The 25,707-nt window shown below is 61.2% G+C and carries 17 protein-coding genes, 1 other RNA gene and 1 pseudogene; 6 read left to right on the top strand and 13 right to left on the bottom strand.

The window, feature by feature from the left end:
- Positions 1-421: 421 nt before the first annotated feature.
- From thyA to LQK84_RS09385, 3 genes and pseudogenes are all read right to left on the bottom strand, one after another.
- Positions 422-1,333, bottom strand: coding sequence for a thymidylate synthase (thyA, locus tag LQK84_RS09395; RefSeq protein WP_230828444.1), 912 nt, complete (start codon positions 1,331-1,333; stop codon positions 422-424).
- A 198-nt stretch (positions 1,334-1,531) separates the two neighbouring features.
- Positions 1,532-2,053: pseudogene (locus LQK84_RS09390) on the bottom strand (thymidylate synthase); the annotation flags it as partial.
- Between the two features lie 105 nt (positions 2,054-2,158).
- The gene (locus LQK84_RS09385; protein WP_230828443.1) at positions 2,159-2,467 is read right to left on the bottom strand and encodes a DUF2853 family protein; all 309 of its coding nucleotides are present in this window, start codon (positions 2,465-2,467) and stop codon (positions 2,159-2,161) included.
- 136 nt (positions 2,468-2,603) lie between these two features.
- Between LQK84_RS09385 and ssrA the strand changes: the two genes are divergently transcribed.
- From ssrA to LQK84_RS09365, 4 genes are all read left to right on the top strand, one after another.
- Positions 2,604-2,977: a transfer-messenger RNA gene (gene ssrA / locus LQK84_RS09380) on the top strand.
- 264 nt (positions 2,978-3,241) lie between these two features.
- The gene (locus LQK84_RS09375; protein WP_230828442.1) at positions 3,242-3,751 is read left to right on the top strand and encodes an SspB family protein; all 510 of its coding nucleotides are present in this window, start codon (positions 3,242-3,244) and stop codon (positions 3,749-3,751) included.
- 12 nt (positions 3,752-3,763) lie between these two features.
- Positions 3,764-3,982 carry a DUF4169 family protein gene (locus LQK84_RS09370; RefSeq protein WP_230828441.1) on the top strand — a complete coding sequence of 73 codons (219 nt, stop codon included), beginning with the start codon at positions 3,764-3,766 and terminating at the stop codon, positions 3,980-3,982.
- Positions 3,979-4,194: a ribbon-helix-helix domain-containing protein gene (locus LQK84_RS09365; protein ID WP_230828440.1), complete on the top strand. Its 216-nt coding sequence runs from the start codon at positions 3,979-3,981 to the stop codon at positions 4,192-4,194. The genes LQK84_RS09370 and LQK84_RS09365 overlap by 4 nt, the downstream gene beginning before the upstream one ends.
- 6 nt (positions 4,195-4,200) lie before the next feature.
- Here the strand turns inward: LQK84_RS09365 and LQK84_RS09360 are convergent, their stop codons facing one another.
- The 5 genes from LQK84_RS09360 to LQK84_RS09340 all read right to left on the bottom strand — a co-directional run bounded on the left by LQK84_RS09360 (position 4,201) and on the right by LQK84_RS09340 (position 13,032).
- Positions 4,201-7,929 carry an AsmA family protein gene (locus tag LQK84_RS09360; protein WP_230828628.1) on the bottom strand — a complete coding sequence of 1,243 codons (3,729 nt, stop codon included), beginning with the start codon at positions 7,927-7,929 and terminating at the stop codon, positions 4,201-4,203.
- Positions 7,930-8,053: 124 nt separating this feature from the next.
- Positions 8,054-9,466 (bottom strand): FAD-binding oxidoreductase, encoded by a 1,413-nt coding sequence (locus LQK84_RS09355; RefSeq protein ID WP_230828439.1) that lies wholly within the window; start codon positions 9,464-9,466, stop codon positions 8,054-8,056.
- A gap of 121 nt (positions 9,467-9,587) precedes the next feature.
- The gene (locus LQK84_RS09350) at positions 9,588-10,067 is read right to left on the bottom strand and encodes a type II toxin-antitoxin system VapC family toxin (RefSeq protein WP_230828438.1); all 480 of its coding nucleotides are present in this window, start codon (positions 10,065-10,067) and stop codon (positions 9,588-9,590) included.
- Entirely contained in the window at positions 10,060-10,314 is a 255-nt protein-coding gene (locus LQK84_RS09345; protein WP_230828437.1) for a type II toxin-antitoxin system Phd/YefM family antitoxin, read from the bottom strand. Before LQK84_RS09345 ends, LQK84_RS09350 begins: the two co-directional genes overlap by 8 nt.
- A 102-nt stretch (positions 10,315-10,416) precedes the next feature.
- Entirely contained in the window at positions 10,417-13,032 is a 2,616-nt protein-coding gene (locus tag LQK84_RS09340) for an autotransporter outer membrane beta-barrel domain-containing protein (RefSeq protein ID WP_230828436.1), read from the bottom strand.
- Between the two features lie 361 nt (positions 13,033-13,393).
- On the opposite strand from LQK84_RS09340, the gene LQK84_RS09335 reads away from it, so the two are divergent.
- The gene (locus LQK84_RS09335; protein WP_230828435.1) at positions 13,394-15,949 is read left to right on the top strand and encodes an ATP-dependent helicase; all 2,556 of its coding nucleotides are present in this window, start codon (positions 13,394-13,396) and stop codon (positions 15,947-15,949) included.
- 31 nt (positions 15,950-15,980) lie between these two features.
- Here LQK84_RS09335 and LQK84_RS09330 read toward each other — a convergent pair whose 3' ends face one another.
- The 4 genes from LQK84_RS09330 to LQK84_RS09315 form a co-directional block, all read right to left on the bottom strand.
- On the bottom strand, positions 15,981-17,216 hold the full coding sequence (locus LQK84_RS09330) for a GGDEF domain-containing protein (protein ID WP_230828434.1): 1,236 nt from the start codon (positions 17,214-17,216) through the stop codon (positions 15,981-15,983).
- A gap of 157 nt (positions 17,217-17,373) precedes the next feature.
- Entirely contained in the window at positions 17,374-18,186 is an 813-nt protein-coding gene (locus tag LQK84_RS09325; RefSeq protein ID WP_230828433.1) for a TylF/MycF/NovP-related O-methyltransferase, read from the bottom strand.
- 169 nt (positions 18,187-18,355) lie between these two features.
- Positions 18,356-19,099: a polysaccharide deacetylase family protein gene (locus LQK84_RS09320; protein WP_230828432.1), complete on the bottom strand. Its 744-nt coding sequence runs from the start codon at positions 19,097-19,099 to the stop codon at positions 18,356-18,358.
- A 154-nt stretch (positions 19,100-19,253) separates the two neighbouring features.
- Positions 19,254-20,537: an NAD(P)/FAD-dependent oxidoreductase gene (locus tag LQK84_RS09315; protein WP_230828431.1), complete on the bottom strand. Its 1,284-nt coding sequence runs from the start codon at positions 20,535-20,537 to the stop codon at positions 19,254-19,256.
- 227 nt (positions 20,538-20,764) lie between these two features.
- On the opposite strand from LQK84_RS09315, the gene LQK84_RS09310 reads away from it, so the two are divergent.
- The gene (locus LQK84_RS09310) at positions 20,765-22,858 is read left to right on the top strand and encodes a S9 family peptidase (RefSeq protein WP_230828430.1); all 2,094 of its coding nucleotides are present in this window, start codon (positions 20,765-20,767) and stop codon (positions 22,856-22,858) included.
- Positions 22,859-22,921: 63 nt separating this feature from the next.
- On the opposite strand, the gene LQK84_RS09305 is transcribed toward LQK84_RS09310, so the two are convergent.
- The gene (locus tag LQK84_RS09305) at positions 22,922-24,901 is read right to left on the bottom strand and encodes an acyltransferase family protein (protein WP_230828429.1); all 1,980 of its coding nucleotides are present in this window, start codon (positions 24,899-24,901) and stop codon (positions 22,922-22,924) included.
- Positions 24,902-25,707: the final 806 nt, after the last annotated feature.

Here is a 25,707-nt window from a genome sequence, read left to right as displayed (position 1 = left end):
GCCGTCCCCTTGTCGGCGATTAAGCGAGGTGACCGAGTTGACACCCGCCAAATCTCCTATTTGCTTCCGGTCAACCTTACCGTCGCGTGTCTTGAGCGTTCCACTATCAATCAAATCTGCAAGGACAGCCTTCATACGCGGGATAGCCGCATCGATAGGATGCAAAATGCCGATCTTCTCTTCATAGGATTTTACTAACGGAAGGTGCGGTGTCAGAGCTGACTTCCCAACATCGAGCATGGCAGCAAGCTGATCTCTCGCGACGTGCCCATGCCTGTTTCGAGGTATGGTGCCTTTTGCATATAGTTCAGCCAGCAATACTGCTAAGCGATCACCTACTGTTAGCGATTGATTCACAGCAACAAGACTCCACCAGAGCCGTTGGTGCGACTCCGCCAAAAATAGCATTGGATTTCAAAAATTAGACTGCGACGGGCGCTTCGATTGCGGGGTGAGGATCGTACCCGGTCACCACGAAATCTTCGATCTTGTAGTCATCGATCCCATCGGGCTTCCGAGCAAAATGGAGCTTGGGGAACGGTCGCGGTTCTCTGGAAAGAACCGTTTCGGCCAGGTGCATATGGTCGAGATAAAGATGGACATCCCCACCAGTCCAGATCAATTCACCGGGCTGCATGTCAACCTGCTGGGCGATCATGGCTAGTAACGCCGCTTGTTGCGCGACATTGAACGGGTTCCCCAATCCCATGTCGCTTGAGCGCTGGGTGACCATTAGAGAAAGTCGCGGCACCTCGTCTCCGATCCCAGCCACAAAGAACTGGTAGGTCATGTGACACGGCGAAAGAGCCATCGCTTTCAGTTCAGGAACATTCCAGGCATGAAAAAGCATGCGTCGGCTGCCCGGATCATTACGGAGAAGCAGAATAACGTCGGCCACTTGGTCATATTCGGTTCCATCGGCAGCTTGCCAGCGACGCCACTGCTTGCCGTACACCGGACCTAAATCGCCCCATTCAGAAGCGAAATCAGCATCTGCGAGTATCTTTGCCTCGAACTCCTCCTGGGAGAGATTTGAACCGGTTGCCGAGCGATAGTTCGCCAAAGGCCAATCTGTCCAAATCCTGACGTTTTCCTCCAACAGCGTACGAATATTGGTCTGCCCAGTTAGAAACCACAGCATCTCCTTGACCGCAGTTTTCCAGTAAACTCTCTTTGTGGTGTAAACCGGAAATGTACCGTCCGACATGTCGAAGCGCATCATTGAACCGAACGTGGCAAGAGTGCCGGTGCCGGTCCTATCCTTACGCCGATCCCCGTGTTCCACGAGAGTTCTGAGGATGTCGAGATACTGAAATTCGGGATGCCTGGTCATGTTGTCGTCCGCTGTTGACGTAATCGATAGTGCGCAACGTTACCGAACTGTGCAATACCCTAATGACCCTCAAAAAACCGTTAAGCGAGGCTTAGCGCAATTTTATTGCGGTACCGGTACCATTTGAGCAACTGCGAAACGGCGCTACTTTCAGGCCGCTCGACGGAAAGGTACCGTTTCGATGTCGGAAAATGTCCGCACGCCGAGGAAGATGTCGGCCGAGCGCTGATAGAGCTGGCAGGAGAGCTTGCCGTCCGAAACATAGAACTGGAACAGGCAGTGGCAGGGCGGCAGCGCCATCTCGTCCACTTCCGCCGGGTTCCAGGCCGAGACGATGTGGCGGCGGGAATTGGGATTAGTCTTGATGCTTTCGATCAGCAGCGCGATCTGGTCGATCTTGCGCCCATCCGGCGCAGGCCAGGAACGCCATTGCGAGCCATAGACCGGGCCAAGTTCGCCGTTTTCATCGGCCCACTCGTCCCAGATGCTGACGCCATGTTCGTGCAGATAGGCGATATTCGTCTCGCCTTTCAGGAACCACAGGAGCTCATGGATGATCGACTTCAGATGCAGTTTCTTGGTGGTCAGGACAGGAAAGCCTTCCGACAGGTCGAAGCGCATCTGGTAACCGAAGACGGAGCGCGTGCCCGTGCCCGTGCGGTCACCGCGGTCGGCGCCGGTTTCCTTCACATGGCGGAGGAAGTCGAGATATTGCTTCATGGCCCGCTGATTCCCTTCTCTCAAGACGGGCCGCAGTGTAAAGCCAAGCAGCGGCGCTTCCAAGGCGGAAACGCCGCGCGGAATTGCCAATCCAGTGGAAAGGCTTCAGAGGTCGCCGAGCTTGCCGAGTTCCTTGGCCACCAGATAGTAGAAGGTGACGCGCGACTTCGAATGGTCGGCCTTCATCGCGGTGGCCACGGAGGCCACGGCCTTTTCGGCCGCCTCGCCCGTCACGCCGAGCTTCTTGCCGCACCAGCTCTGCACGACGCGGTCGAGCTCGGACTTGTCAGTGGCGGAAACCAGCGAGGAGTCACGGTTGCGCAATGCAATGCCGAGATGCTTCACGATCTTCGCCACAACAGCTTCATCGGCCTTGGCGTCATACTTGCGGACATCTGGAAGATAGTCGGTCATGTCATTACTCCCTGTTTTCCCAATGCTTGTGATGCATTCTCAAAATAAAATGTTTAGTCGAATTCGAGCCAAGTCAAGCAGAGATTGCGGGCCTTTCGAAAATCGCCCCGGCAATAAGCGATGTAATCCTCCAACGGGCCTTTTCATCCGCGCGCATAACACTTATATGAACTCTGCCGTCTTTCGGGGCGGCTATGGCAATAAACGGGCGATGGAATAAACCTATTGGACCCGGGGGCGGTACCCGGCGCCTCCACCAGAAACTGCTGAATGCGTCATGCTGCGAGCGGCTTCTGATGGGGGCGAAATAGGATCGACAAGGGTGTAAAGATCGACTTTTTGCCCGGCATGATACCGCCGTTATCGGGTCACAAGTGTAGTTGCAAACGACAACAACGCTAAGGGTTATGCTCTCGCTGCCTAATGGCGGTGCGGGAAATCCGACCTAAGTCCTTTTGGTTAGCACCTTAAGGCGGGGTTCGGAGGTACCTGGCAACAGAAACCTCCACTTTCTCTCCCCTCATCTCTTCATCTTGTCGCCTCACCTTCTCCCCATGGGCGGAATCAATTATATTGCCGTCGATGATAGGCTCGCATATAGCGGGTTTTCGGAATGCCTTGTTCGTGGCATAAAGCAGCTCGCGCAAAAGTGTGTGAGCGGTTTTGCGGTCACGAGCTGCGGAAAACAGAGAACCAAAGCGGTTTCGCGCGAATCTGAAAGATCGCGATACGATTTGGATGGCGTGAAACGAAATTCAGGAAGGCGGTCACAGTATGGGGCAGGATCACATCCGGTACGACATTCTCGCACAGGACGCACTGCGCGGCGTGATCCGCAAGGTTCTCGGCGAAGTCGCCGCGACCAACAGCTTGCCAGGTGACCATCATTTCTTCATCACCTTCCTCACCGGAGCTCCGGGCGTGCGCCTGTCGCAGCACCTGAAGAGCAAGTATCCGGAGCAGATGACAATCGTCATCCAGCATCAGTTCTGGGACCTGAAGGTCACCGACGCCGGCTTCGAGATCGGCCTTTCCTTCTCCGACACGCCTGAAAAGCTCGTCATCCCCTACAATGCGATCCGCGGCTTCTATGACCCCTCGGTCAATTTCGAACTCGAATTCGATGTCGCCGCCGATGCAGGTCTCGAAATCGTCGAGGACGAGGATGTCGCAGCCTATGTGACCCCGGTCGAAACCGCAGGTGATGCCGCCGCCAAGCCCGCCGATGGCGAGAAAGCCGGCGCCTCTGTCGTCTCGCTGGACGCCTTCCGCAAGAAGCAGTAACGGGCAAAAGCCTTGGCCGACGTCGTCAATCTCCGCCAGTTCCGCAAGCGCGCCGAGCGTGCCGAGAAGGAGAAGACGGCCGAGCAGAACCGGCTTGCCCATGGCCGGACCAAGGCCGAGAAGTCGCTGACCAGAGCGCTGAACGAGAAGGCAGAAAAGGCGCTCGATCAGGGCAGGCTGGAAAAGCGCGCGGACGTTTCAGAAGGCGACGACCGGGACGGCCATTCGTGATCCGGAAACATTCGGTCACGCTGCGCGGACACCGCACATCCTTTTCCCTTGAAGACGAATTCTGGAACGAGGCACTGACAATCGCGCGTCGGCGCAGCCTCTCGATTGCCGCCCTTCTCACCGAAATCGACGAAACGCGGGCACCTGACAGCAATCTCTCTTCGGCGATCCGTGTTCATGTCCTTGAGGAGCTGAAGCGCGCAAGCGCCTGATGCGACTCAGTGAGCGCCGGGCGGCGCAAGCTCGCCACCGCGAATGACATCCGGCTGAAAGCCCGGCACGCCAAATCCCGCAGCCGGGTTCTTCAGTCGCGGGATCGAATTGGTCTTCTGCCCGGATTTGTCACCGGAAGACTTGTCACTGGCCGCCTTGTCGGCCGCAGCCTTGTCCGCAGCCGCCTTGTCAGCCGCCGCCTTTTCAGCGGCAGCCTTGGCCGCAGCCTCTTCCGCCAGCCTCTCGGCTTCCGCCTTCTTCTCGGCCTCGATGCGGGCCTTCTCTCGTGCGTCGTCCAGCGAACGATAGTAAAGCGCCTCGCGGCGCAGCCGCTGACGCTCGGCCAGACGGGCCTGCAGGAGATCGGCCTTGCGGCGCTCGCGCTCGAAGGCGCGCAGGGACAGATAGTTCGCCAGCTCCGTCGCATCGATCGATGATGTCGGGCTCGCCAGCGTGCCGCCAAAGCGCATCACCAGCGCGGGCGTTGCACCGGCAACGTCGTCCGTTCCCGCCGCATAGGCAGCCCTGAGATCGGCGCGGATGACACCCTCCGCCAGTCCGACAGATCCATCAAGGCCGAGGCGCAGGTCAGGCGTCTCGGCGCGCACGTTCTGCACCAGCAGGCGGCCGTTGGAAATCGAAAACGGCAACGTCACGCCATCAAGCCTGGTCTGCCCCTTGACCACGATCGGCGCGACCATGCTCACGACCTTCGCCGCGTTGATCTCGCCCTCCAGCTTGTCCGCAGCAGCAAGGACCGCCGGCAGCGCAGCGCCGTTGAAGCCGCTGATCTGCAGCGTCGGGATCGTCACATTGCCAGAACCGCTCAACTGGCCGGCAATCTGCTTGAGATTGGCGCCGGAACTTTCGAGGCCGAGCGCAATATCGGCGCTGCCGGAGAGGATCGGTATGTCATCGCCCGTGCGCCAGGACAGCTTGCCGATATCCGCACCTTTGACGTTGAACTTGCCACGCAGGAAGGCCTGCCCCTGCCCGACTGTCAGCGAGAGACCGCCCTTTGCCGCACCTCCGGAAAACTGGCCCGTCGCATCCTCGATCGCCACCGCACCGGCGCTGTAACGGAGCCGTCCGGCAAAGTCGCTGACGGGGACCGGATAGCCAAGCCAGAGATTGGCGGCCGAGATCCGCACATCTGCCGCAAACGGGCCGGTGACCGGCGCGGGGAAGGCCTGAGACGAGAAGGCGCCATTGGCATCCTTCAGCGGGCCGGACACGAGTTCGGCAAGCCAGCCGGCGTCGAGCGTCTTCACCGAGAGTTCGCCGGTCAGCATCTGCGTGGCATCGCGGCTGAGCGTCAGGCCGCCGGCGACGTTTTCGTCCAGAGCCTTGCCGGCCAGCGATGACAGGACAAAGCCGTCGGGCTTGATATCCAGCGTCGCGGTGACCGAAAGCGGCAGTCCGCCGCCCATGTTCGGCAGGCTGTAGCCGGTGACCAGCAGGAAGGGTTCAACATCCTCGCTGTCGAGCAGGACCTTGTATTGCCCTTCCAGGAAATGCGCCGCCGAAAGGTCACCCGTCCCCTTGGCGTTGAAGCCGGTCGTCGCTGTCTGGGCGTTGAGCACGATCTGCGCCGGCGCCGAGCCCGTCCGGGTCATCTTCACCGAGGCCGCACCATGATTGCCATCCAGCATCGGCAGCAGCCGGAAGCCCGCCTGCCCCAACAGCGTGGCGTAATTGTCATTCTCGGCATTCGCCTGGATATCGAGATTGGTACCCGGCGACAGTCCGATATCCTGCCCCTGCAGCTTGACGGCAAGCTTGGTGCCGTTCGTCGTGCCCTGGACGGTCGCAACGACGGGGAAGCTTCCCGACTTGGCCGATGCAAGCTCGAAGGCGACATTCGTATCGGCGAAATAATGCGCATTGTTCGCCAGCGCCGAGACGACCGGATGATGCGGCAGGTTCCGCTCGGCCAGCAGCAGGAAGCCGCGCGGATCGACAGCCTTGAGCCGGCCCTTCAGGTCGAGCACGGGCGCTGCGACACTGCCCGATGCCGTCCCGGCCATTTCGATCGTCGCACCGGCCAGATCGCCAACCGCCAGCCTGTCGAGCACAAGCTTGCCGTTTTTCAGCGTGAAGGCGGTCGCGACGTCACTCGCCACGATCCCCTGCGAGGCGAGATTGCGGAATTCGAGATCGGCCGAAATCGTCTGCGCCAGGAAGGCCGCGCTCGTTTCCTTACCGGTCGCAAGGCTTGCAACCGCGCGCATGGCGTCGAAATCGAGATCACCGCCGGAAAGCTTGATGGCCAGCGAAGCCGCGTCGCCATTGTCCGGCACCTGCCGCTCGATGCGGCCTTTCAGGATCGCCCCGCCCGCCGCCAGTTCGAGATTGTCGAAGGACTGGATTTCGTCGTCAATCGTCACATCGGCGGAAAAGCCCAGTGCGTTGAGGCTGCGGATCTGCGGCGCGACATCGCCGGCAAGCCAGGCAGACAGACCCGACGGCTGGCTGGAGGCCGCCGTCAGCGTTCCCTTGAAGGAGCGCTTTTCGGAAAGATCAAGCAGGCCGCTCGCCTCGACCTTGGTGCGGCCCGGCAACTCGACAGAGGCCCGGTCGAGCTTCCAGCCCGTCCCGTTCGGCTCGGCAACCACCATGACATCGCGGAAAGACGTATCGGCCGAGACAATCGCCGGCAGTTTCAGCGTGGCCTTGCCCGGCACCGGCGGAACCGGAATGTCGGAAAGCAGCGCCAGAAACGTCTCCAGCCGCTCCTCGGCGGTGACGACCTGTTCACTGCGCGAGCGTTTCGCTCCCTCGCCGCTGGCGCCAATCGCATTCATGTCGACCTGCTGGCCTTCGGCCGTCAGCAGGAATTGCGGATTGAGCCCGGTGTCGAGCGTTGCCTCGCCGGTGATCGAGTAAGGGTCGCTGACCGCGCCCATGTCGAGCTGGTATTGCGGCAGGCGCACATGGTCGCTCGCAAGTTCGAAGGCACCCTTGATGCGCACCGGCGCCGGATCACCCGGCTTCTTCGCGCCATAGGCCGCGTTGAACGTGCCGTCATAGCGGAGTTTGAGATCAACGAGCCTGAGCGTGCCTTCCAGATCGGCCGTCACCGGCAGCGCGTCGGGGGTGACGTGCGAGGCAACGCGCACCTCGCCCTTGGCGTCGCGAATGCCGGTATTGATCGTGAACTTGCCGGCCACGCCGTCGATCAGCCCCTTGCCCTCGAAATGCCAGGGGCCGACGAGCGACTTGGCGGAGGCGACGAAGTCGAGACCGGTCAGTTTGCGCGTGCGCCCGGTCTGGTGATCATCGAAGGTCACTTCACCGCCGCTGACGCGGACGTTTTCCAGAACCACGATCTTGGCCGGGATCGACGGATTGCCGGTCTTCGCCCAGTCGAGCGTGCCGTCCTTCTGGAGCGCGATGTGAACCTTGGGCTCGATGATGCGCATTTCGAAGATGCGGGCCTCACCCGACAGGAACGGCGCGATCTCCATGTCCATGGCAAAGCGCGAGGCGGTGACCAGCGGCTTTCCGTCGTCGTCACGCCCGATCGTCACATCTTCCATGGTCACGGACGGGAACGGGATCAGCCGCGCGCTGACGGCACCATGAACCTCGACCTTCTTGCCGAGGATCAGCGAGGCGCGGCGCTCGAAATCCTGCCGAAAGCCCGTCCAGTCGACGAAATACGGCGCCACCAGCGCCGTGAAAAGCGCCAGAACCACCAATCCAGCAATGCCAAGCATGATCCGGCCGAGCACCGACAATCGCCCAATTCCCCACCTGGTTTCGGCACTTGAGCACCGTACAAATCGATTTGTGACAGACTAGCGCCAAATGACGCCGGAACAAGACAATTGCATGACCGGACGCTGAAATACCGACTTATTCCAAGGTAAAAATCTTGCCCGGGTTCATGATGTTGTCCGGGTCGAGCGCCCGCTTGACCTGCCGCATGACATCAACGGCCGATCCCAGTTCTTCGATGAGGAAGGGCTGCTTGCCCTGCCCGATCCCGTGCTCGCCGGTGCAGGTTCCGTCCATCGCGAGCGCCCGCGCATTGAGCCGGACGCAGAAGGCCTCGACCCGGGCAATTTCCGCCGGGTTCTTGTCGTCGAAAAGAACGAGAACGTGGAAATTGCCATCGCCCGCATGGCCGACGATCGGCGCCGTGAAGCCGTTTTCGATGACGTCTTTCTCGGTTTCGGCCACGCAATCGGCAAAGCGCGAGATCGGCACGCAGACATCCGTCGACAGCGCCGCCATGCCCGGGATCAGCGCCTTGGCCGAGTAATAGGCATTGTGCCGCGCCTTCCAGAGCTTCGCCCGCGCTGCCGCATCCGTCGACCATTCGAACGCCCCGCCGCCATTCTCGGCAACGATGTCGGCAAACTGCTCGGACTGCAACCGCACCGTCTCCGCCGTGCCATGGAACTCGACGAAAAGCGTCGGCTGCACGGTCAGCGACAGTCCGGAATAGGCATTGCAGGCTGCGACCTGCGCATCGTTCAAGAGCTCGATGCGGGCCACCGGAATGCCCATCTGGATGGTCATGATGACCGTGCTTGCCGCATCCTTGAGCGTCGGAAATCCGCAGACCCCGCCGGCAATCATTTCCGGAATGCCCTGCAGGCGAAGCGTGATCGAGGTGAGCACGCCGAGCGTGCCTTCTGCCCCCACCATCAGCCGCGTCAGATCGTAGCCGGCAGACGACTTGCGGGCGCGCCGCGCCGTGCGGATCGTCTCGCCATTCGCCATCACGGCGGTGACGGCCAGAACATTGTCCTTCATCGTGCCGTAACGCACCGCATTCGTGCCCGAGGCCCGCGTCGCCGTCATGCCGCCGATGGAGGCATTGGCGCCCGGATCGATCGGAAAGAACAGGCCCGTGTCGCGCAGATATTCGTTCAGCTGCTCGCGTGTCACGCCCGACTCGACCGTGCAGTCGAGATCCTCGGCATTCACCTCAAGAACCCTGTTCATCCGGCTGAAATCGATGGAAATGCCGCCGGAGGCCGCATTGACCTGACCTTCTAGCGAAGACCCCGTGCCGAAGGGGACCACCGGAACCTTGTGTTCCGCACACGCCCTGACCACGGCCTGAACCTCGTCCGCCGTCTCCACGAAGACAACGGCATCCGGCAGCTGCGCCGGCAGATAAGTCGTGGTATGCGCATGCTGCTCGCGCATCGCCTGCCCCGTCTGCAGCCGTTCGCCGAATGCCTGCTTGAGAATGCCGACAACGGCGGCAATCCCCGCTTCATTCCGCTTGCCCGCGCGCACACCTTCCAGAGCCATGATATCCTCCTGTTTTCTGCCTTCATGACGCAGCTCAAGCAGACTGTCGAGAGGCTTTATGGACGCAGAAAAACCGCATCGAGAATGGACATGACCAGAGAAAGGCGCTGCCTCACCGCGATCACCTATCTGTCGACGGAGAGGACGGTTCCACCCCGAACGCAGCCGGAAGCGTGCAATTTACCCCAAGCGGTGCGAAATGCCGGAGATTGCGTGTCACCACCGTCAAGCCATAGGCTCTGGCCGTCGCAGCAATGATAAGATCACCAAGCCCCGGATGATGCCCTGTGGATATCGCCGCATCCTCCAGCTTGCCCAGATGCCGCCCCACCACCGCATCGAGAGGCAGAATGCGGTCGGCAAACCGTTCCACCACCATGTCCAGCCAGCCATTGAGGCTCCGCGCCCGCTCGATGCCACCGCGCCGATGCAGCCCTCGCAGTCCCTTCTCGATTTCAGCAATCGTGATGGCCGAGAGAAAGAGCGTTCCCGCCTCGCCCTGCTCGTGAAACCATTGTCGCGCGGCCTCGGGCGCCGGTTCCTTGCGATCCGGCGAAAAGATCGAAATCACATTCGTGTCGATCATAAAGCCGTCAGTCAAAATCGACATCCCGGCCGAGCGAGGTGCTGCGAGCCAAATCCTCCGGCCCCGGATAGTCCGCCAGAACATCGCCGAAATTGGGCGTCGGCCGTGAGAGCGCGCGCTTCGCAGCCTCCGCCGCCTCGACGCTGACGAGAACCGCCGCCGGCTTGCCATGACGCGTGATCGTCACGAAACTCCCGGACGCGGCGTCATCCACCAGTCCCGCAAACCCCGCCTTCGCATCGGCAACACTGACAGTCGACATGACGGACACCCTTCGCAATATGACCATATATGGTCAATATGCGACCGATGGGGCCGAAAATCAACGGTGTCATGCCTGAAGGAGCGGCTTGCGCCGCCTCGCTCAGAACGCCACCTTGAAGCCGCCGCGGGCGGAGACAGAATAGGACTTGTCGGTAAAGGCCGAGCCGTCCAGGTTGCCATAGACGTCGAACTGCGGCGCCACCTTGTAGGAGAAGCCGACGCCGAGCGAGGCACCGGCCTTGGAGCGCGCATAGCCGTCCCCGACCGCAAAGCTCGTGCCGAGCACGCTGGCGGCAAAGGTTGCCGGGCCGATGCGCTGCGCGGTGATCGCAGCCGCCTGGACATAGACGCTCGACATCAGGCCGTCGTCACCCTTGATCTGCTTGGTCAGACGCACTTCGGCGCGTTCTTCCATGATGTTCGAGAAGCTCGAACCATAGCTGACATTCTGCGACGAACCGGTTTCGGTATAGGCACCGAGCGAAGACCCGACATAGCGCAGGCGTCCCGTCGGCGTCACGGTCAGACCGTCGCCGAGATCGAAATTATAGCCGAGCGCCGTCTCGGGCGAGACGAAATAGCCGTTGAAGTCGCCGCGTGCGATTTCCGTTCCATTGTTGACGAAACGGCGCGTATGAACGTTGAGCCCGCCGCCGGAGAGGGTAGCGTCGAGGTTGAAATTGCCGAATTTGTAACGGCCATAGACACCGCCGAAGACCGTGTCCGTGGTCATGTAATCGGAAGACAGCGACTGGTTTGTGCGCATGCGGCCAAGGCCGGCAAAGCCGCCAACGCGCAGGTTGTCCATGTGCCAGTCATAACCGAACATGGCACCGCCGCTATAGGAGCGCTGGCCGGAAGCCGTGCCATAGGGGTCCTGGAACTGCGCGCCGCCAAAGGCGCGGGTCCAGACGAGGTTTCCGTATTTGTCGACCGTCTGGCCGGAGCCCTGCAACACGAGATCGGTTGCCTTGACGGCAGACGACGCGCCGAGAACCTCGGCAAAGGCCGCAGTCGCGCGGTTTGTCTTCACCGACCGCTTGCGGTCGTTCTGATAGGCATTCGGCCCCACCGTCGGCGATGCGTCGCGGCCGATATCCTGCGGAATGACATCAACTGAACCGACATCCTGCAGGAGAATATCGCCAACGACAGCCGAAGCATAAGTCGCAACAGAGTTTGAAGCCGCCGTCGCGGCGACGCGGGGCGTGTTGTCGACAATCACGATATTGCCTGTGCCCGTGCCATCGAGCCCGGAGGTGACGAGCGTGGTGTTCGCACCGTAAAGCTTGATCGAATTTGTAGCCACACCGTATTTCTTGACGCCCAGCGTATAGCTGCCGGTGTAGAAATTCGTCGTGTTGCCAGCGGTGTTGTTATAGTCGATGCCGTTGGTGAAGACCGCCCCGTTGTAGATATTCAGCGTATTGCCGCCGGCCCCGAGATAGACCGCAGACGTGCCGCCCGAAATCGTGCCGGAATTCGTCAGCGTCATCGAACCGCTGTTGAGATAGACGCCATATTGGGCGCCCGAAATGGTCCCGCTGTTGGTGACAGTCGTGCCGCCAGTCGTATTGTCGAGATAGACACCGGAGATCTTCAATCGCGCGTCAGCGCCCGTCGCAGTCGCCCGGATCGTGCCGCTATTGGTAATATTGGCCGAAAGCGCGCCGCTTTCCACCTTGATGCCGGCACCAAGCGCGCTGATCGTCCCACGGTTGGTGAGCGTCAGGCTGCTGCGGGACGCCAGGCCGATGGCCGACCTATAGTTGAAGACGCCTCTGACGATGCTGGGGGCACCCGTTGCCGTGATCGTCCCGTCATTGACGATTGTGGCGCGGGTGTTTTCGAGAAGGAGAACGCTGCTGCCCGCGCTGATCGTGCCGCTGCTGGTATTGTTGATCGTGGACGTGAGCCCGCCCGTCAGCCAGAGAGCGTTCGTCGCGCCCCAGATGCCGCCGCTGTTCGTGAAGTTGACCGTTCCGCTGGTATCGGCGACGAAGCCGTAAAACGTCTGTGTGCCAGCTGCATTCAGCGAGCCGCTATTGTTGATGGTCGAGGAGGTGGAGCTGGAGCTCACCACCGTGAGTGCCGACTGGCCCGTGGTCGCCATGATGGTCCCGGCGTTGTTGACCGTATTGAATGCGCCCAGCATCTGAACGACGACGGCATTGTACCCTCCCGCTGTCGACTTGATGATGCCGCTTGCGGTGTTGTTCAGCGTGAAGGTGCTCGCCGCGTTGTTGGTGCGAATGACATTTTGCGCGCCGCCGCCGCTGGCCGCATCATCTCCCATGAAGCCGGAATTCGTGATCGTGGTCGTACCGGTCTGTGATCCATTTACCGTGATCGTGGCGTTGCTGCCGCCGGCAAGCGTCACGATCCGCCCGGAATTGTTCAGCGTCAGCCCGCCCCCGGCATAGACCGCACTGGCGTTCGAGCCTGCGCTGATCACCCCCGTGTTTGTATTGGTCAGGTCGAGATTGCCGTTCGCGCCAGTGGTGGCCTGGGCCGGTGTTGAAGACGTCAACGTCTGCGAGTTGGTGCAGGTCAGGTTGCCGTTCACGACGCCGACGGCGCAGGTGCCCGGAGCCTGCTGCGCGAAAGCCGCTTGCAGCGGCAGGAACCCGAAGCTGGAAACCACGAAAGAGCAGAAGCAAGCGGACGTCAATCGCGCCGAACGCGGGACGAGACGATGAACAGAGCTCAAAATCATTTATATATTTCCAGATTTTCTAATATTAGAAACTAATACAAAGAACATCCGGCAAGATCGAAAATCGAAATGCCGGTATCAGGCCTTGGACTATCGGAATTGGACACGCATAAACCCCGGCATATGCGGTCCAAAGAGCGGATAAACGTATGGCTCACCCCAATACTATTGCCAAACGCCCATTCCGACTTAAAATTTGCTAACCGAAACGCGAAACGGTTGCAAGCGGAGTCAATGTAAATCTGTTTGCATCCCAGACGATTTACAAACCCAGTCACCGCAGGCAGCCTGCTGTCGCCATACCGAACAAACCAAAAACGCCGCTCTGGCCATTCCCCCTCAAAATCACTAGATTGCGGCGATGATGAATCGTTTCGATGACATGCCCTTTTTCGGCGACGAGCCCGAACCCGCCCCGCAGCGTGCCGCAACTGGCGGCGGTATTGCCGCCCGCGCGCTGGCGCAACGCGATGCCGCACGCGCGCCGGACTACCTTTCCGGGCTCAATCCCGAGCAGCGCGAAGCGGTGGAAACGACGGAGGGACCGGTTCTGGTTCTCGCCGGCGCCGGCACCGGCAAGACGCGGGTTCTGACCACCCGCATCGCCCATATTCTGGCGACAGGCCATGCCTATCCGAGCCAGATTCTGGCCGTGACCTTCACCAACAAGGCCGCGCGCGAGATGAAGGAACGCATCGGCATGCTGGTGGGCGGCGCGGTCGAGGGCATGCCCTGGCTTGGCACCTTCCACTCCATCGGCGTCAAGATGCTGCGCCGTCACGCCGAACTCGTCGGGCTGAAATCGGATTTTACCATCCTCGACACCGATGACGTCATCCGCCTGATCAAGCAGATCCTTCAGGCCGAGAGCGTCGACGACAAGCGCTGGCCGGCCAAGCAGTTCGCCGCCATGATCGACGGCTGGAAGAACAAGGGGCTCGACCCGGCGCAGATCCCGGAAGGCGACGCCCGCGCCTTTGCGAATGGAAAGGGCCGCGAACTCTACATCGCCTATCAGAACCGGCTGCTGACGCTCAACGCCTGCGACTTTGGCGACCTGCTGCTCCACCCGATCCGCATGTTCAGGAAACATCCGGACGTGCTGAAGGAATATCACGAGCGCTTCCGCTACATTCTGGTGGACGAGTATCAGGACACGAATACCGCCCAATATATGTGGCTGCGGCTTCTGGCGCAGCGCTCGGCGCCGTCGCGAGGGACCTCCCCGGCCGAAGGCCGCAAGCCCGAAGGGGCGTCCGAGCCGTTGCGAGGCCCCCGCGGAGCGCAGGCGCAAGGCGCCGACAGCGTGAGCGCAAACAAGGTCAACATTTGCTGCGTCGGCGATGACGACCAGTCGATCTATGGCTGGCGCGGCGCGGAGGTCGACAATATCCTGCGCTTCGAAAAGGATTTTCCGGGCGCCAAGGTGATCAAGCTGGAGCGTAACTACCGCTCCACTGGTCATATCCTCGGCGCGGCCGGCCACCTGATCGCCCACAATGAAGGCCGGCTCGGCAAGACGCTCTTCACCGAGCGCTTCGATCCCGACCATGAGAAGGTGCAGGTCCACGCGGCCTGGGACAGCGAAGAAGAAGCCCGCGCGGTCGGCGAGGAAATCGAACAGCTCCAGCGCCAGCAACACAAGCTGAACGACATGGCGATCCTCGTTCGCGCCTCCTTCCAGATGCGCGAATTCGAAGACCGCTTCGTCACGCTCGGCCTGAATTACCGCGTCGTCGGCGGCCCGCGCTTCTATGAACGTCTCGAAATCCGCGATGCGATGGCTTACTTTCGCCTCGTCTGCCAGCCGGCCGACGACCTCGCCTTCGAGCGCATCATCAACACGCCGAAGCGCGGTCTGGGCGACACATCTGTCCGCGCCCTGCATGATTATGCCCGCGCCCGCAATATCCCGATGCTCGCCGCGGCATCGGACATGATCGAGACCGAAGAGCTGAAGGCCAAGGCCCGCAAGGCGCTCTTCGATGTCGTCACCGACTTCCGCCGCTGGCAGTCGCTGCTTGAAAATACACCGCATACCGAGCTTGCCGAGCAGATCCTCGACGAGAGCGGCTACACGGCCATGTGGCAGAACGACAAGTCTGCCGAAGCGCCGGGCCGGCTGGAAAACCTGAAGGAACTAGTGCGTTCCATGGAGCAGTTCGAAAGCCTGCGCGGCTTCCTCGAACATGTCGCGCTCGTCATGGATGCCGACAAGAACGAGAATATGGATGCCGTCAACATCATGACGCTGCATTCAGCCAAGGGCCTGGAATTCGAAACCGTCTTCCTGCCCGGCTGGGAGGAAGGCCTGTTTCCGCACCAGCGCGCGCTGGATGAAAGCGGCCGCACCGGACTGGAAGAAGAACGTCGGCTGGCCTATGTCGGCCTCACCCGCGCCAAGCGCCGCGCCCATATCTGGTTCGTGTCGAACCGGCGCATTCACGGTCTGTGGCAATCCACCATCCCCTCGCGCTTCCTCGAAGAGCTGCCCCTCGACCATGTGGAAGTGTCCGAAAGCCAGAGCTCCAACTATGGCGGCTATGGCCGCAACCCTTACGGCCAGTCGCGCTTCGACAAGCAGGAGCCCTTCCAGAACTCCTATTCGACGCCCGGCTGGAAACGCGCCCAGGCAAACCGCACGGAAGCCACCCGGGACAACTGGGGTTCCCGCTCCGGCCATCAGGTGGAACGCATCGGTTATGGCGAAAGCGGCCCGCGCAGCAAGACGATCCAGGGCGAGCTCGTCGCCAAGTCGACCGTCGACACGCCCTCGCAATTCTCCGTCGGCGATCGCGTCTTCCACCTGAAATTCGGCAACGGCAATGTTTCGGCCGTGGAAGGCAACAAACTGACGGTCGATTTCGACCGGGCAGGCCAGAAGCGGGTTCTGGACGGGTTCGTGGAACGGGCCTAGCCGCGGCCTCCGGCTTGCTGCGGCCTTGCCATCAATGCAGGACGCGCTTTGCCAGGGCGATTGCCGGCGTCACGCGCTGAGCGCCTGCGGGCGCTTCCCCATCAAGCGCCATGAAGCGGTTGCGGCCGCCGGCCTTGGCAGCGTAGAGCGAGGCATCGGCGGAGGCGATCAGCAACTGGAAGGTCTCCGTGTTGACCGTGCCGCTCGCCACTCCGAGGCTGACGGTGACGAAGGGCGAGATCTGGCTGCTGCCATGTTCGATCGAGAGGTCCTCGACAGCCACCCGAATGGCTTCGGCGCAGGCGATCGCCGCCGCCTTGTCCGTCTCGGGAAGCACTATCAGAAATTCCTCGCCGCCATAGCGAACCGCCGTACCGCTGAACAATCTTGAAGTCCCGTCGATGACCTCGGCGACTGTCTTGATGCAGTCGTCGCCGCGGCCGTGACCATAGAGGTCGTTATAGGCCTTGAAGAAATCGATATCCATGAGAATGGCGGAGACCGGGCACCCTTCCCCGTCGGCCTGCGGTAATCTGCTGACGAAATTGGCAAGATAGCGCCGGTTGCCGAGACCGGTCATTTGATCGAGCATGGCATCGGTTTCCGCTGCCCGAAGCCGAACATTCTCGCGCAGCCGCATCAGAAATCCGTAGCGCGAGTCACGCTGTGCACGCAGATTGGCGGCATGCCCGAGATAGCTCGAAACGACGATGAAGGAGAGGCCCGCCAGCTTCTGCTCCGGCAGCATGTTCTGGAAGATCAGAACGCCGAGATACATCAGGAGGATCACCAGCGAGGTTGCCCCGGCAACGCGTGTGTCGAGCCGCTGGTTGACGTTGGAGAACAACAGGATCAACGGGATGAAATACTGGTAGTAGCCGGCATTCGGCGCGGTGTTGAGCGCCATGACGGTCAGCGTCTGCGCGCAGATCAGCACCGGGATCGCCGCCTCCGCCACCTGTCGCTGCAGATATCCCTCAAGACGGAAATACAGAAAATAGAGAAGCAGGAGGCCCGGCGTCACGACGGCGAAATGCAGGAGGGCGGCCACCTTGGCAGTTTGCGGCAGAAGTGCGATATCCGTCACCAGCAGCAGATTGTAGATGACGAGCGTCGGCAAGAGCGCACGGCGAACCGCTCTTTCGCGCACCTTGCCCATGTCTCTCTGATAGGTTTGTTCGAGATGCGGCGGAAACACGCCACGCCACCCCTTGCGCGAAAGGGTGTCTTCAATCTCCGAAAGGGTCGTCTGCGTCTCGGCGTGCAAAGGGTGATACTCGTCCTCGATCGAGGCGAAATCTACCGCATGTCAATGAAGACTCAATTAGCAAATTGCATCGGATTGCAACTTTGAGACGGAAGATGCACGGCATCGCGAGGCGGTGACAGTCGTCACCCGCCCTCCCGAACGCGTATCAGGGCCATTAGGGCTTGATGACATAAGCCCCGGGCGCGTTGGCCCATGGGAAGCGCTTCACGCCAGCTGCAATCTTGTGGTCACGCGCGAAATAATCCCAGGCGCGCGTCTCGCCCGGCCATTTGCTTGTGCCGTATTCGTCCAGCAGCAGGACAGCGCCCGGCACCATGCGTTCCCAGCAGAGTTCAAGGATCTTGCGGGTCGGTTCGTAGACATCGACGTCGATATTGACGAGGCAGAAACGGGCCTCCGGGTTTTCCTCAAGAAAGGCCGGAAGCGTCTCGACGATATTGCCGACAACCACACGGCCCCGGTTCGACGGGATGACGCCATCCTGATTGTGAAGCTCCAGCAGCTCGCGAAACTCGTCGTAGAAGCTCGACGCATTTAAGCCGCCCTTCAGCTTCTGCACGGAAACATCCTCGCCGCCATCCTCCGGTGAAATGTCGGGAAAGCCGGCAAACGTGTCGAAACCGATCACCTTCTTGTGCGTCGCCGTCGGCGTCAGCACTTCAAGGAACTTGTGCCAGCTGAAGAACGAATTGCCGAAATAGACGCCGAAATCGAGATAATGACCGGGCAAATCCATGGTCAATTTGAAGAGTTCGTAGTGCGCCAGCTGACGGATGAAGCTGCGCCGGCTGGTGTAAACCGGAAACTGGTTCATGTAGTAGCGCATGTCATGCGGGTATTTCTGAGCCAGCGCGTCCAGCCTGGAAAAGAATATATCCTCATTCTTCGACGGATAATAGAATATCCCGTCCTCGGCTTTCACGGCAGACTCAGGGGTTTTCAGTGCTGTATTATAGAGGTCTGACAAGCTGTATCCTCGCTGAACATGTTTCTCATGACGATGAACATGCGAGAAATTCCAGCTCATCACGAATCATCTTGCAGACTACAGCAGCAAAATTCATACGCATGCGATATCGCTTATAGTAGCGATATGAATTAGGCCGACTCATCCTTGAGGCGCTGAGAAGACCCGGTCAGCCTCCCGTCTTTGCCAGCTTCCCCTCATCCGTCGGCATATCCCCCAGACGAACAAACCGGTAGCCCTTGGCCTTCAAGGCCTCGATACCCTTCACCACGCCCTCGCCGGCCTTGTGGGTCGGCTGGTTGATATGGGCGATGATGACATCGCCATCCTTCGCGCTTTCGAAGGATCGCACCGTGGCATCCACGCCAAGCAGCGAGCCGCCGTCGCCGTTCACCGAATAGCCGCCAATCTTGTAGCCCATGGCCCGGATCTGGCGGATCGCTTCGGGACTATAGATGGCGGTCGCGTCGCGATACCAGGTCGGCTTCGGCGCACCGGTCGCGGCAATCGCCTGTGCTCCGCCCTCGACTTCCGCGCGCACGCCGTCCGGCGAGCCCGCCGTCTTGATGCCATAGATATCCATCGGCCGGTCGACAGCCGGAATATGGTTCTCGCCGTGATTCTCGATCTGGAAGAGATCCGGCCGCGCCCGCAGTTGCGCATAGGACTCCGCATTCTTCCTGAGCCAGCGATGCGTGACGAAGATCGTCGCCGGTATGTTCTGGGTGATCAGCGTCTGAAGAATGCGCGGATCGGTCGCGCCCATGCAGGCATCGAAGGTCAGCGCCACGGTCGGCACGTCGTGCTTTCCCGAAAGACGCAGCTTCGGCTCCACCAACCCCTGCTTGGTATAGGTGTCGGCGAGCGCCGGTGTTGCGGCGAGAAGAAGGTACAGTGCGAGGATCGTTTTCATGAAAAGCGGGACGAGAGGCAATCGCTGGAGGAATAACGATAGTCCCCTCGTCCCGAACGGGGGCGGATTTATGGCTAACCGCCCCCCAGGGGAGACATATTCGGCCTTTCGCAATTCCGGACGCGAAACCGGTTCCCACTTTCGCTGGAATTGCTTAGTCGAATTTCACTTCCTTGAGCTTGTCGATGCCCAGAACCTGCAAGGCCAGCTTCTCATAGAAGGGCTCGGACTTGCCCTGCCTCACCTTGCGCAGGAAGTATTTCTCGAAGCCGATCTTGGCCAGATGTACCCATTTGCCGGAGGACGACCAGTTGACATTGCGCGGCGGGATCTGGGGCTGGGCCACGAAGGCCACGCCCCCATCGCCAAAGTCGGCAAGGCACACGGCGTTCCAGGTGCCTTGCGCATCCGGCGCGCGGCCGGCCACCAGATTGGTGATGTTATGCGCCGTCGCCGTCACCATGGATTCAATCATGAACCCGGTCTTCGGCACGCCGACCGGAACCGGCGTCGGCCCCATCGGCGGAATGGCGATGCAGACGCCGATGCCGAACACGTTCTGGTAAGTCGGATTGCGCTGATGCTTGTCGACGATGATGAAGCCGCGCGGGTTCGTCAGCCCCTCGATGCCGCGCACCGCCGCCACGCCGCGGAAGGCCGGCAGCATCATCGTATAGGCCATCGGCACTTCATGCTTCTTCTTCACCGATCCATCGTCATTGATCTCGTCAACGAAGAGCTTGCCCGGCTCGAACTTCTCGACCTTGGCATTGGTGATCCATTTGATGTGATGCGCCCGCATCTCGCTTTCGAGCAGGCCCTTCGTGTCGCCCACGCCGTCAAGGCCGAGATGGCCGATATAGGGCTCGGAGGTGACAAAGGTCATCGGCACCTTGTCGCGGATCTTCGCATCGCGCAGCGCCTTTTCGAGAATGAAGGCAAACTCGTAGGCAGGCCCGAAACAGGAAGCCCCCTGCACCGCACCGATCACAACGGGACCAGGATTTTTCAGAAGCTTTTCGAACTGGTCCTTCGCCGCCAGCGCATGGTCTATATGGCAGACGGACTGTGTATTGGCCGCCGGCCCGAAGCCCTCGATCTCGTCAAAGGCGAGATCCGGTCCGGTCGCGATGACGAGATAGTCGTAAGGCACGCTTTCGCCCGTCGTCAGCTCGACCCGGTTTTCCGCCGGATGCACCCGCGCCGCCCCTTCCGGCCGAAGCGTGATGTCGCGCTTGGCAAAAACCGGCTTCAGATCGACCTCGATTTCCTCCCGCTCGCGCCAGCCAACCGCCACCCACGGATTGGACGGGACGAAGGAATAGGTATCGCCCCGATTGATCACCGTCACCTTGTCGTCACGCGAAAGACTATCGCGCAACTCATAGGCCATGATCGTTCCGCCGAGCCCGGCTCCCAATACGACGACATGCACCATGCTATCCTCCTCCCGAAGCCCACAGAGCTGGCGGCGATCAGCCTCCAACGACCTCCGTAAACATTCGATACATTATATATATGTATTTCACTACTTATTGTCAAACCACCGAACCGGCAAGATCGGGGATTGATGAACAGGGGCTTGCCGCCGCGCGCGCCTTGCGATCCCTGCCCGGCCGAACTATCTGTGAAGTCCCGCCCTCATCCGATTTCCGGAGAAAACCATTGTCCGCATTCAAGTCCCTGCCCGAAGCCCCGCGCGCCGCCAAGAAGCCCGTCAAAGATACGCGTCACGGCGTCACGCGCATTGATGAATATCAATGGTTGAGGGCCGACAACTGGCAGCAGGTCTTCCACGATACAAGCGTTCTGGATCCGGAAATCCGCGCCTATCTCGAGGCCGAGAACGCCTACATGAAGGCGGCGATGGCCGACACGGAAGCGCTGCAGAAGCAGCTCTTTGCCGAGATGAAGGGCCGCATCAAGGAAGACGACAGCTCCGTTCCGATGAAGGACGGCCCGTTTGCCTATGGCTCCTTCTACGTGACCGGCGGCGAGCAGCCGCATTATTTCCGCATCCCCGCCGAAGGCGGCGAACGACAGGTCATCCTCGATGGCGACAAGGAAGCGGCGGGCAAGGACTATCTGCGCCTTGCCGGGATGGCGAGTTCGTCCGACCACACGCTCGGCGTCTGGGGCTATGACGACAAGGGCTCGGAATTCTTCACGCTGCGCGTCCGCGACCTGACGACCGGCGAGGACATGTCCGACCTGATCGAAAACACCGGCGGCGGCGGCGCCTGGGATGCGCAAGGCAAGAGCTTCTTCTATACGCTTCAGGACGAGAACCACCGCCCCTCGAAGATCTTCCATCATATCCTCGGAGAGCCGCAATCGGCAGACCGTCTCGTCTATGAGGAAACCGATCCCGGCATGTTCATGGGCGTCGGCGGCTCGCGGCTCGATGACTTCATCTTCATCGACATCCACGACCACGACACGACCGAATATCGCCTTCTCTCCACCAAGGACCTCACCGCCGAACCGAAGCTCGTCGTGGCCCGCGAGCCCGGCATGCAATATGAAATAGCCGAAGGCGGCGACCGCTTCTTCATCCTGACGAACTGCGACGGCGCCAAGGATTTCAAGATCATGGAAGCGCCCGTTGAATCTCCCTCTAAGGAGAACTGGCGCGAACTCGTGCCGCATGAGGCCGGCCGCCTGATCCTCAACCACATGGCGTTCACCCGCCATCTGATCTGGCTGGAACGCCGCGACGGCCTGCCGCGCATCGTCATCCGCGACCGGGCAACCGGCGTGGAGCATGCGATTGCCTTTGACGAGGAAGCCTATTCGCTCAGCCTGACGGGTGCGGCCGAATACGACACGGATGTCATCCGCTTCTCCTATTCGTCGATGACGACGCCGGGTCAGGTCTATGACTACAACATGGCGACGCGCGAGCGCACGCTTCTGAAGACCCAGGAAGTCCCCTCCGGCCACAACCCGGACGACTATGTCACCCGCCGCATCCAGGCCGTCTCGCATGACGGCGAGCTTGTCCCTGTTTCGCTGCTCTACCGCAAGGACACGGCGCTTGACGGCTCCGCCCCCTGCCTTCTCTATGGCTACGGCGCTTACGGCATCTCGATCCCGGCCAGCTTCTCGACCAATGCGCTGTCGCTCGCCGATCGCGGCTTCGTCTATGCCATCGCCCATATCCGCGGCGGCAAGGACAAGGGCTATCGCTGGTATGAAGACGGCAAGCTCGCCGGCAAGGAAAACACCTTCAAGGACTTCATCGCCGCCGCCGACCATCTGGTGAAGGAGCGCTTCACCTCCTACAACCGCATCATCGCCGAGGGAGGCTCCGCCGGCGGCATGCTGATGGGGGCCGTTGCCAATATGGCGCCGGAAAAATTCGCCGGCATCATCGCCGCCGTCCCCTTTGTCGACGTGCTGACCACCATGCTCGACGACACCCTGCCGCTGACACCGCCGGAATGGCCTGAATGGGGCAACCCGATCGAGTCGAAGGAAGACTACGACCGCATCGCGGCCTACTCCCCTTACGACAACGTCGCCGCCAGGCCCTACCCCGCCCTTCTGGCACTCGCCGGCCTCACCGACCCCCGCGTCACCTATTGGGAACCAGCCAAATGGGTGGCGAAACTGCGCGAGCACACGACCGGCAACGAACCGATCCTCATGAAAACCAACATGGGCGCCGGCCACGGCGGCGCCTCTGGCCGCTTCCAGCGGCTGGAGGAAACGGCGCTGGAATATGCGTTCGCGATCAAGGTTGCCGGCAAGATGTGAGGTCTCGCCGCTGTCGTTGAGGGGGCGCCGAACCTGTTGACGCGCCACCTTGCGACGGTTCGCTCATGGCCGGACGGGTGCAAACCCGTTCTGCCGGCGGAAGGCGGTGATGACATAGGCCGCGCCCTCCGCGGTCAGGTGGCTGTTGTCCCACTGGATGGGAACAGACTGGATGTCCAGCAGGCAATGAACGGGCGCCGGGCAGATCGTCCTGTAGGGTGAGAGATAGGCGACGCTGGTCTCGGCCGCCATCGCCGCAAGGTCGGCGTCCAGCGCGCGGGCATCGCCCGATTGCGCCGCAATCCCCGGTCTTTCCGTCCCGAACGCCTCGGCGCGCGCCAGAAGCCGCGCCAGCGACTGGTTGTATTCGACGATCGGTCCCAGCAGATAGACATTGGGCGTCCGGGTCTTCAGATATTTCAGCACCTCGGCGAGATAGGGTTTGTCGATCGCCTTCCACTCGGCCGAAATGATCACGCCATCAACCGGATGGTTCGGCAGGAACTGCCGCATCGCCAGCTCCATGATGGCAGTGCAGCCCTCCTGCCCGACGCTGATGAGAAACGGCTTGCAGCCCGACGCCGTCGCCTGAAGCACATGCGTCTCGGGCAGTCCCTCTTCCAGTGCCTTCCAGACATGGGCGGCATGACTGTCGCCGATCAGAAGCAGGTTCCGCTTTCCCGGCTCGATCTTCAGGCAGGTCGACGCATCGAAGGCCTCCGCCCCTTCCTGATAGGAATCGATGAAGCAGGTGCCGCGCCGATAGACCGGCACATCGTCATAGGCGGCATAGCGCGCCAGGCGATCAACCTCCGGCGTGAAGCGCCAGGGCATGCCGCCACTGACAATCAGGAAAAGTGCTGCCGCACCAGAGACGGCAATGCCGGCCCCCGCAGCCCAGGCCCATCGTGGCGACGATGTCTCTCGGGCGCGGGTTCGAAACGGCTGCTCGACAAATCGCCAGGAGGCCGCGCTGACCACGATCGACAGCGCTAAGAGCCCCAGCTGTTCCTCAAGCCGCAAAGCCCGCCCCAGCGCAAGATGGACGAGCACATAGATCGGCCAGTGCCAGAGATAGAGCGAATAGGAAATCCGTCCTATGAACACCATCGGCAAGGTCGACAGGAGACGGCTGACGAGGGTCGGGCCTTGCTGTCCCGAAAAGATGATCAGCACCGCACCGAGCACGGGCGCGCTCGCCCAGACGCCGGGATAGCCCATCTTGCTGAAATAGAAATGCACCGATGCCGCGATCAGCAGGAGCCCCGTGATCGCCAGCGCTTCGCGCAGGATCCGGCAGTCCCGACGCCAGCGCGGCACAAAAGCCAGGCACGCCCCGGCCGCAAGCTCCCATGCGCGGAAGACGAAGATGTAGAACGCTGCCTGCGAGGAATGGGCGGTCATCGAGACGCAGAGCACGAAGCTCCCGACGGTGACCGCCAGAAGCACCGTCGGCAGGATGCGCCGGGCATGGCGGCACAGCAGGAACAGAAGCGGCGGATAGAAGAGATAGAACTGCTCCTCGACCGCCAGCGACCAGGTGTGGAGAAACGCATTGGCATCCGAGCCCGGCGCGAAATAGTTGGTGTTGGCGTAGAGATAGATGTTGGAGGAGAAGAAGATGGCAGCAAGCGCATTCCGGCCAAGCCCCGCGAGCTCGCTCGGAAACAGCACGAACGTGGCCGCCAGCATCGTGACCAGCACAACGGTGAAGAAGGCCGGAAACAGCCGCCTGGCCCGCCGCTCGTAGAACCGCATGAGCCAACCCGGCCGCGACGGGCCTTCGAACTCCCGCAGCAGGATACCGGTGATCAGGTATCCGGAAATGACGAAGAAGACATCGACGCCCACAAAGCCGCCCCGGAAGAACGGCAGGCCCAGATGCGCGGCAACGACGGTGAGGACCGCGATGGCGCGCAGCCCTTCGATGTCCGGCCTGTAGGCGAGGTGATGCGCGACCGGCTCGCCATCGGCAGGCGCAGGATGCGCAACTTCAGAATTCTCACCCGCCAACGCCATGCCGAACCCTTTCGCGTCCGGCATAGACATGCCCGGAAAATGGTTCACGTTCCGTCAAGCAAAGTGAATTTTCCCCGCTTCACAACCATCGTTTATACTGAGTGCCTTCCGTCACCGGATGGGCCAGCGACGACTGGCTCAGGCGGGAGGAGAGCCCGGTGGGGTGCCGCGTAACGTGCGCGGAATTTCACCGGGGGACGCGGGCGGCGATGGACCTGACACGTCCACCGAAGCGTTTCCCCCGATGGGCCGCGAATGGCTCGGCGGCTTGGCTGCGCCAAAGAACCCGTCTGCCTCCGCAGACGGTTTAGCGAGGCGGCCCGCGTTTGAGGATCAGGGTCGGATGAGGCCCTGCCTCGGCAATCTCGACGGGCCGCGCTGGCGGGCCGCCGTTTTCATACCAATCAATCAGGGCGGCGCGTCAGTGCGGCTCTCCGGAAGTTTGCGCCCGGAGACAAGGGCAAGAGCGGTTAGACCGGAGTGGAACTCGGGGAAGGTTTTTCCCGGAGCTTTTTGCGTGCCTAAAATTGAGACCTCACCCTGAGGTGCCTGCGCAAAGCGCAGGCCTCGAAGGGTCCCTGCCACACACTCAAGGGCCCCGCGCCACAAGCGCATCCTTCGAGGCCGCCCTGCGGGCGGCACCTCAGGATGAGGGCCGAGCAAGGGGCACGACGCCAATCTCCCCCCTTGCGGGGGAGATGCCCGGCAGGGCAGAGGGGGGTGTGGCAAGGCAGCACGCTCGATCCTTCGAGGCCGCCCTGCGCGCGGCACCTCAGGATGAGGGCAGAGTAAGAGGCACGCAGCCAATCTCCCCCGCAGCGGGAAGGATT

The organism is Rhizobium sp. C4, from assembly GCF_021026315.1.
GTDB lineage: Bacteria > Pseudomonadota > Alphaproteobacteria > Rhizobiales > Rhizobiaceae > Ensifer_A.
The sequence above is the reverse complement of the archived record's forward strand: the minus strand, read 5'-3'. Positions and strand labels throughout refer to the sequence as shown.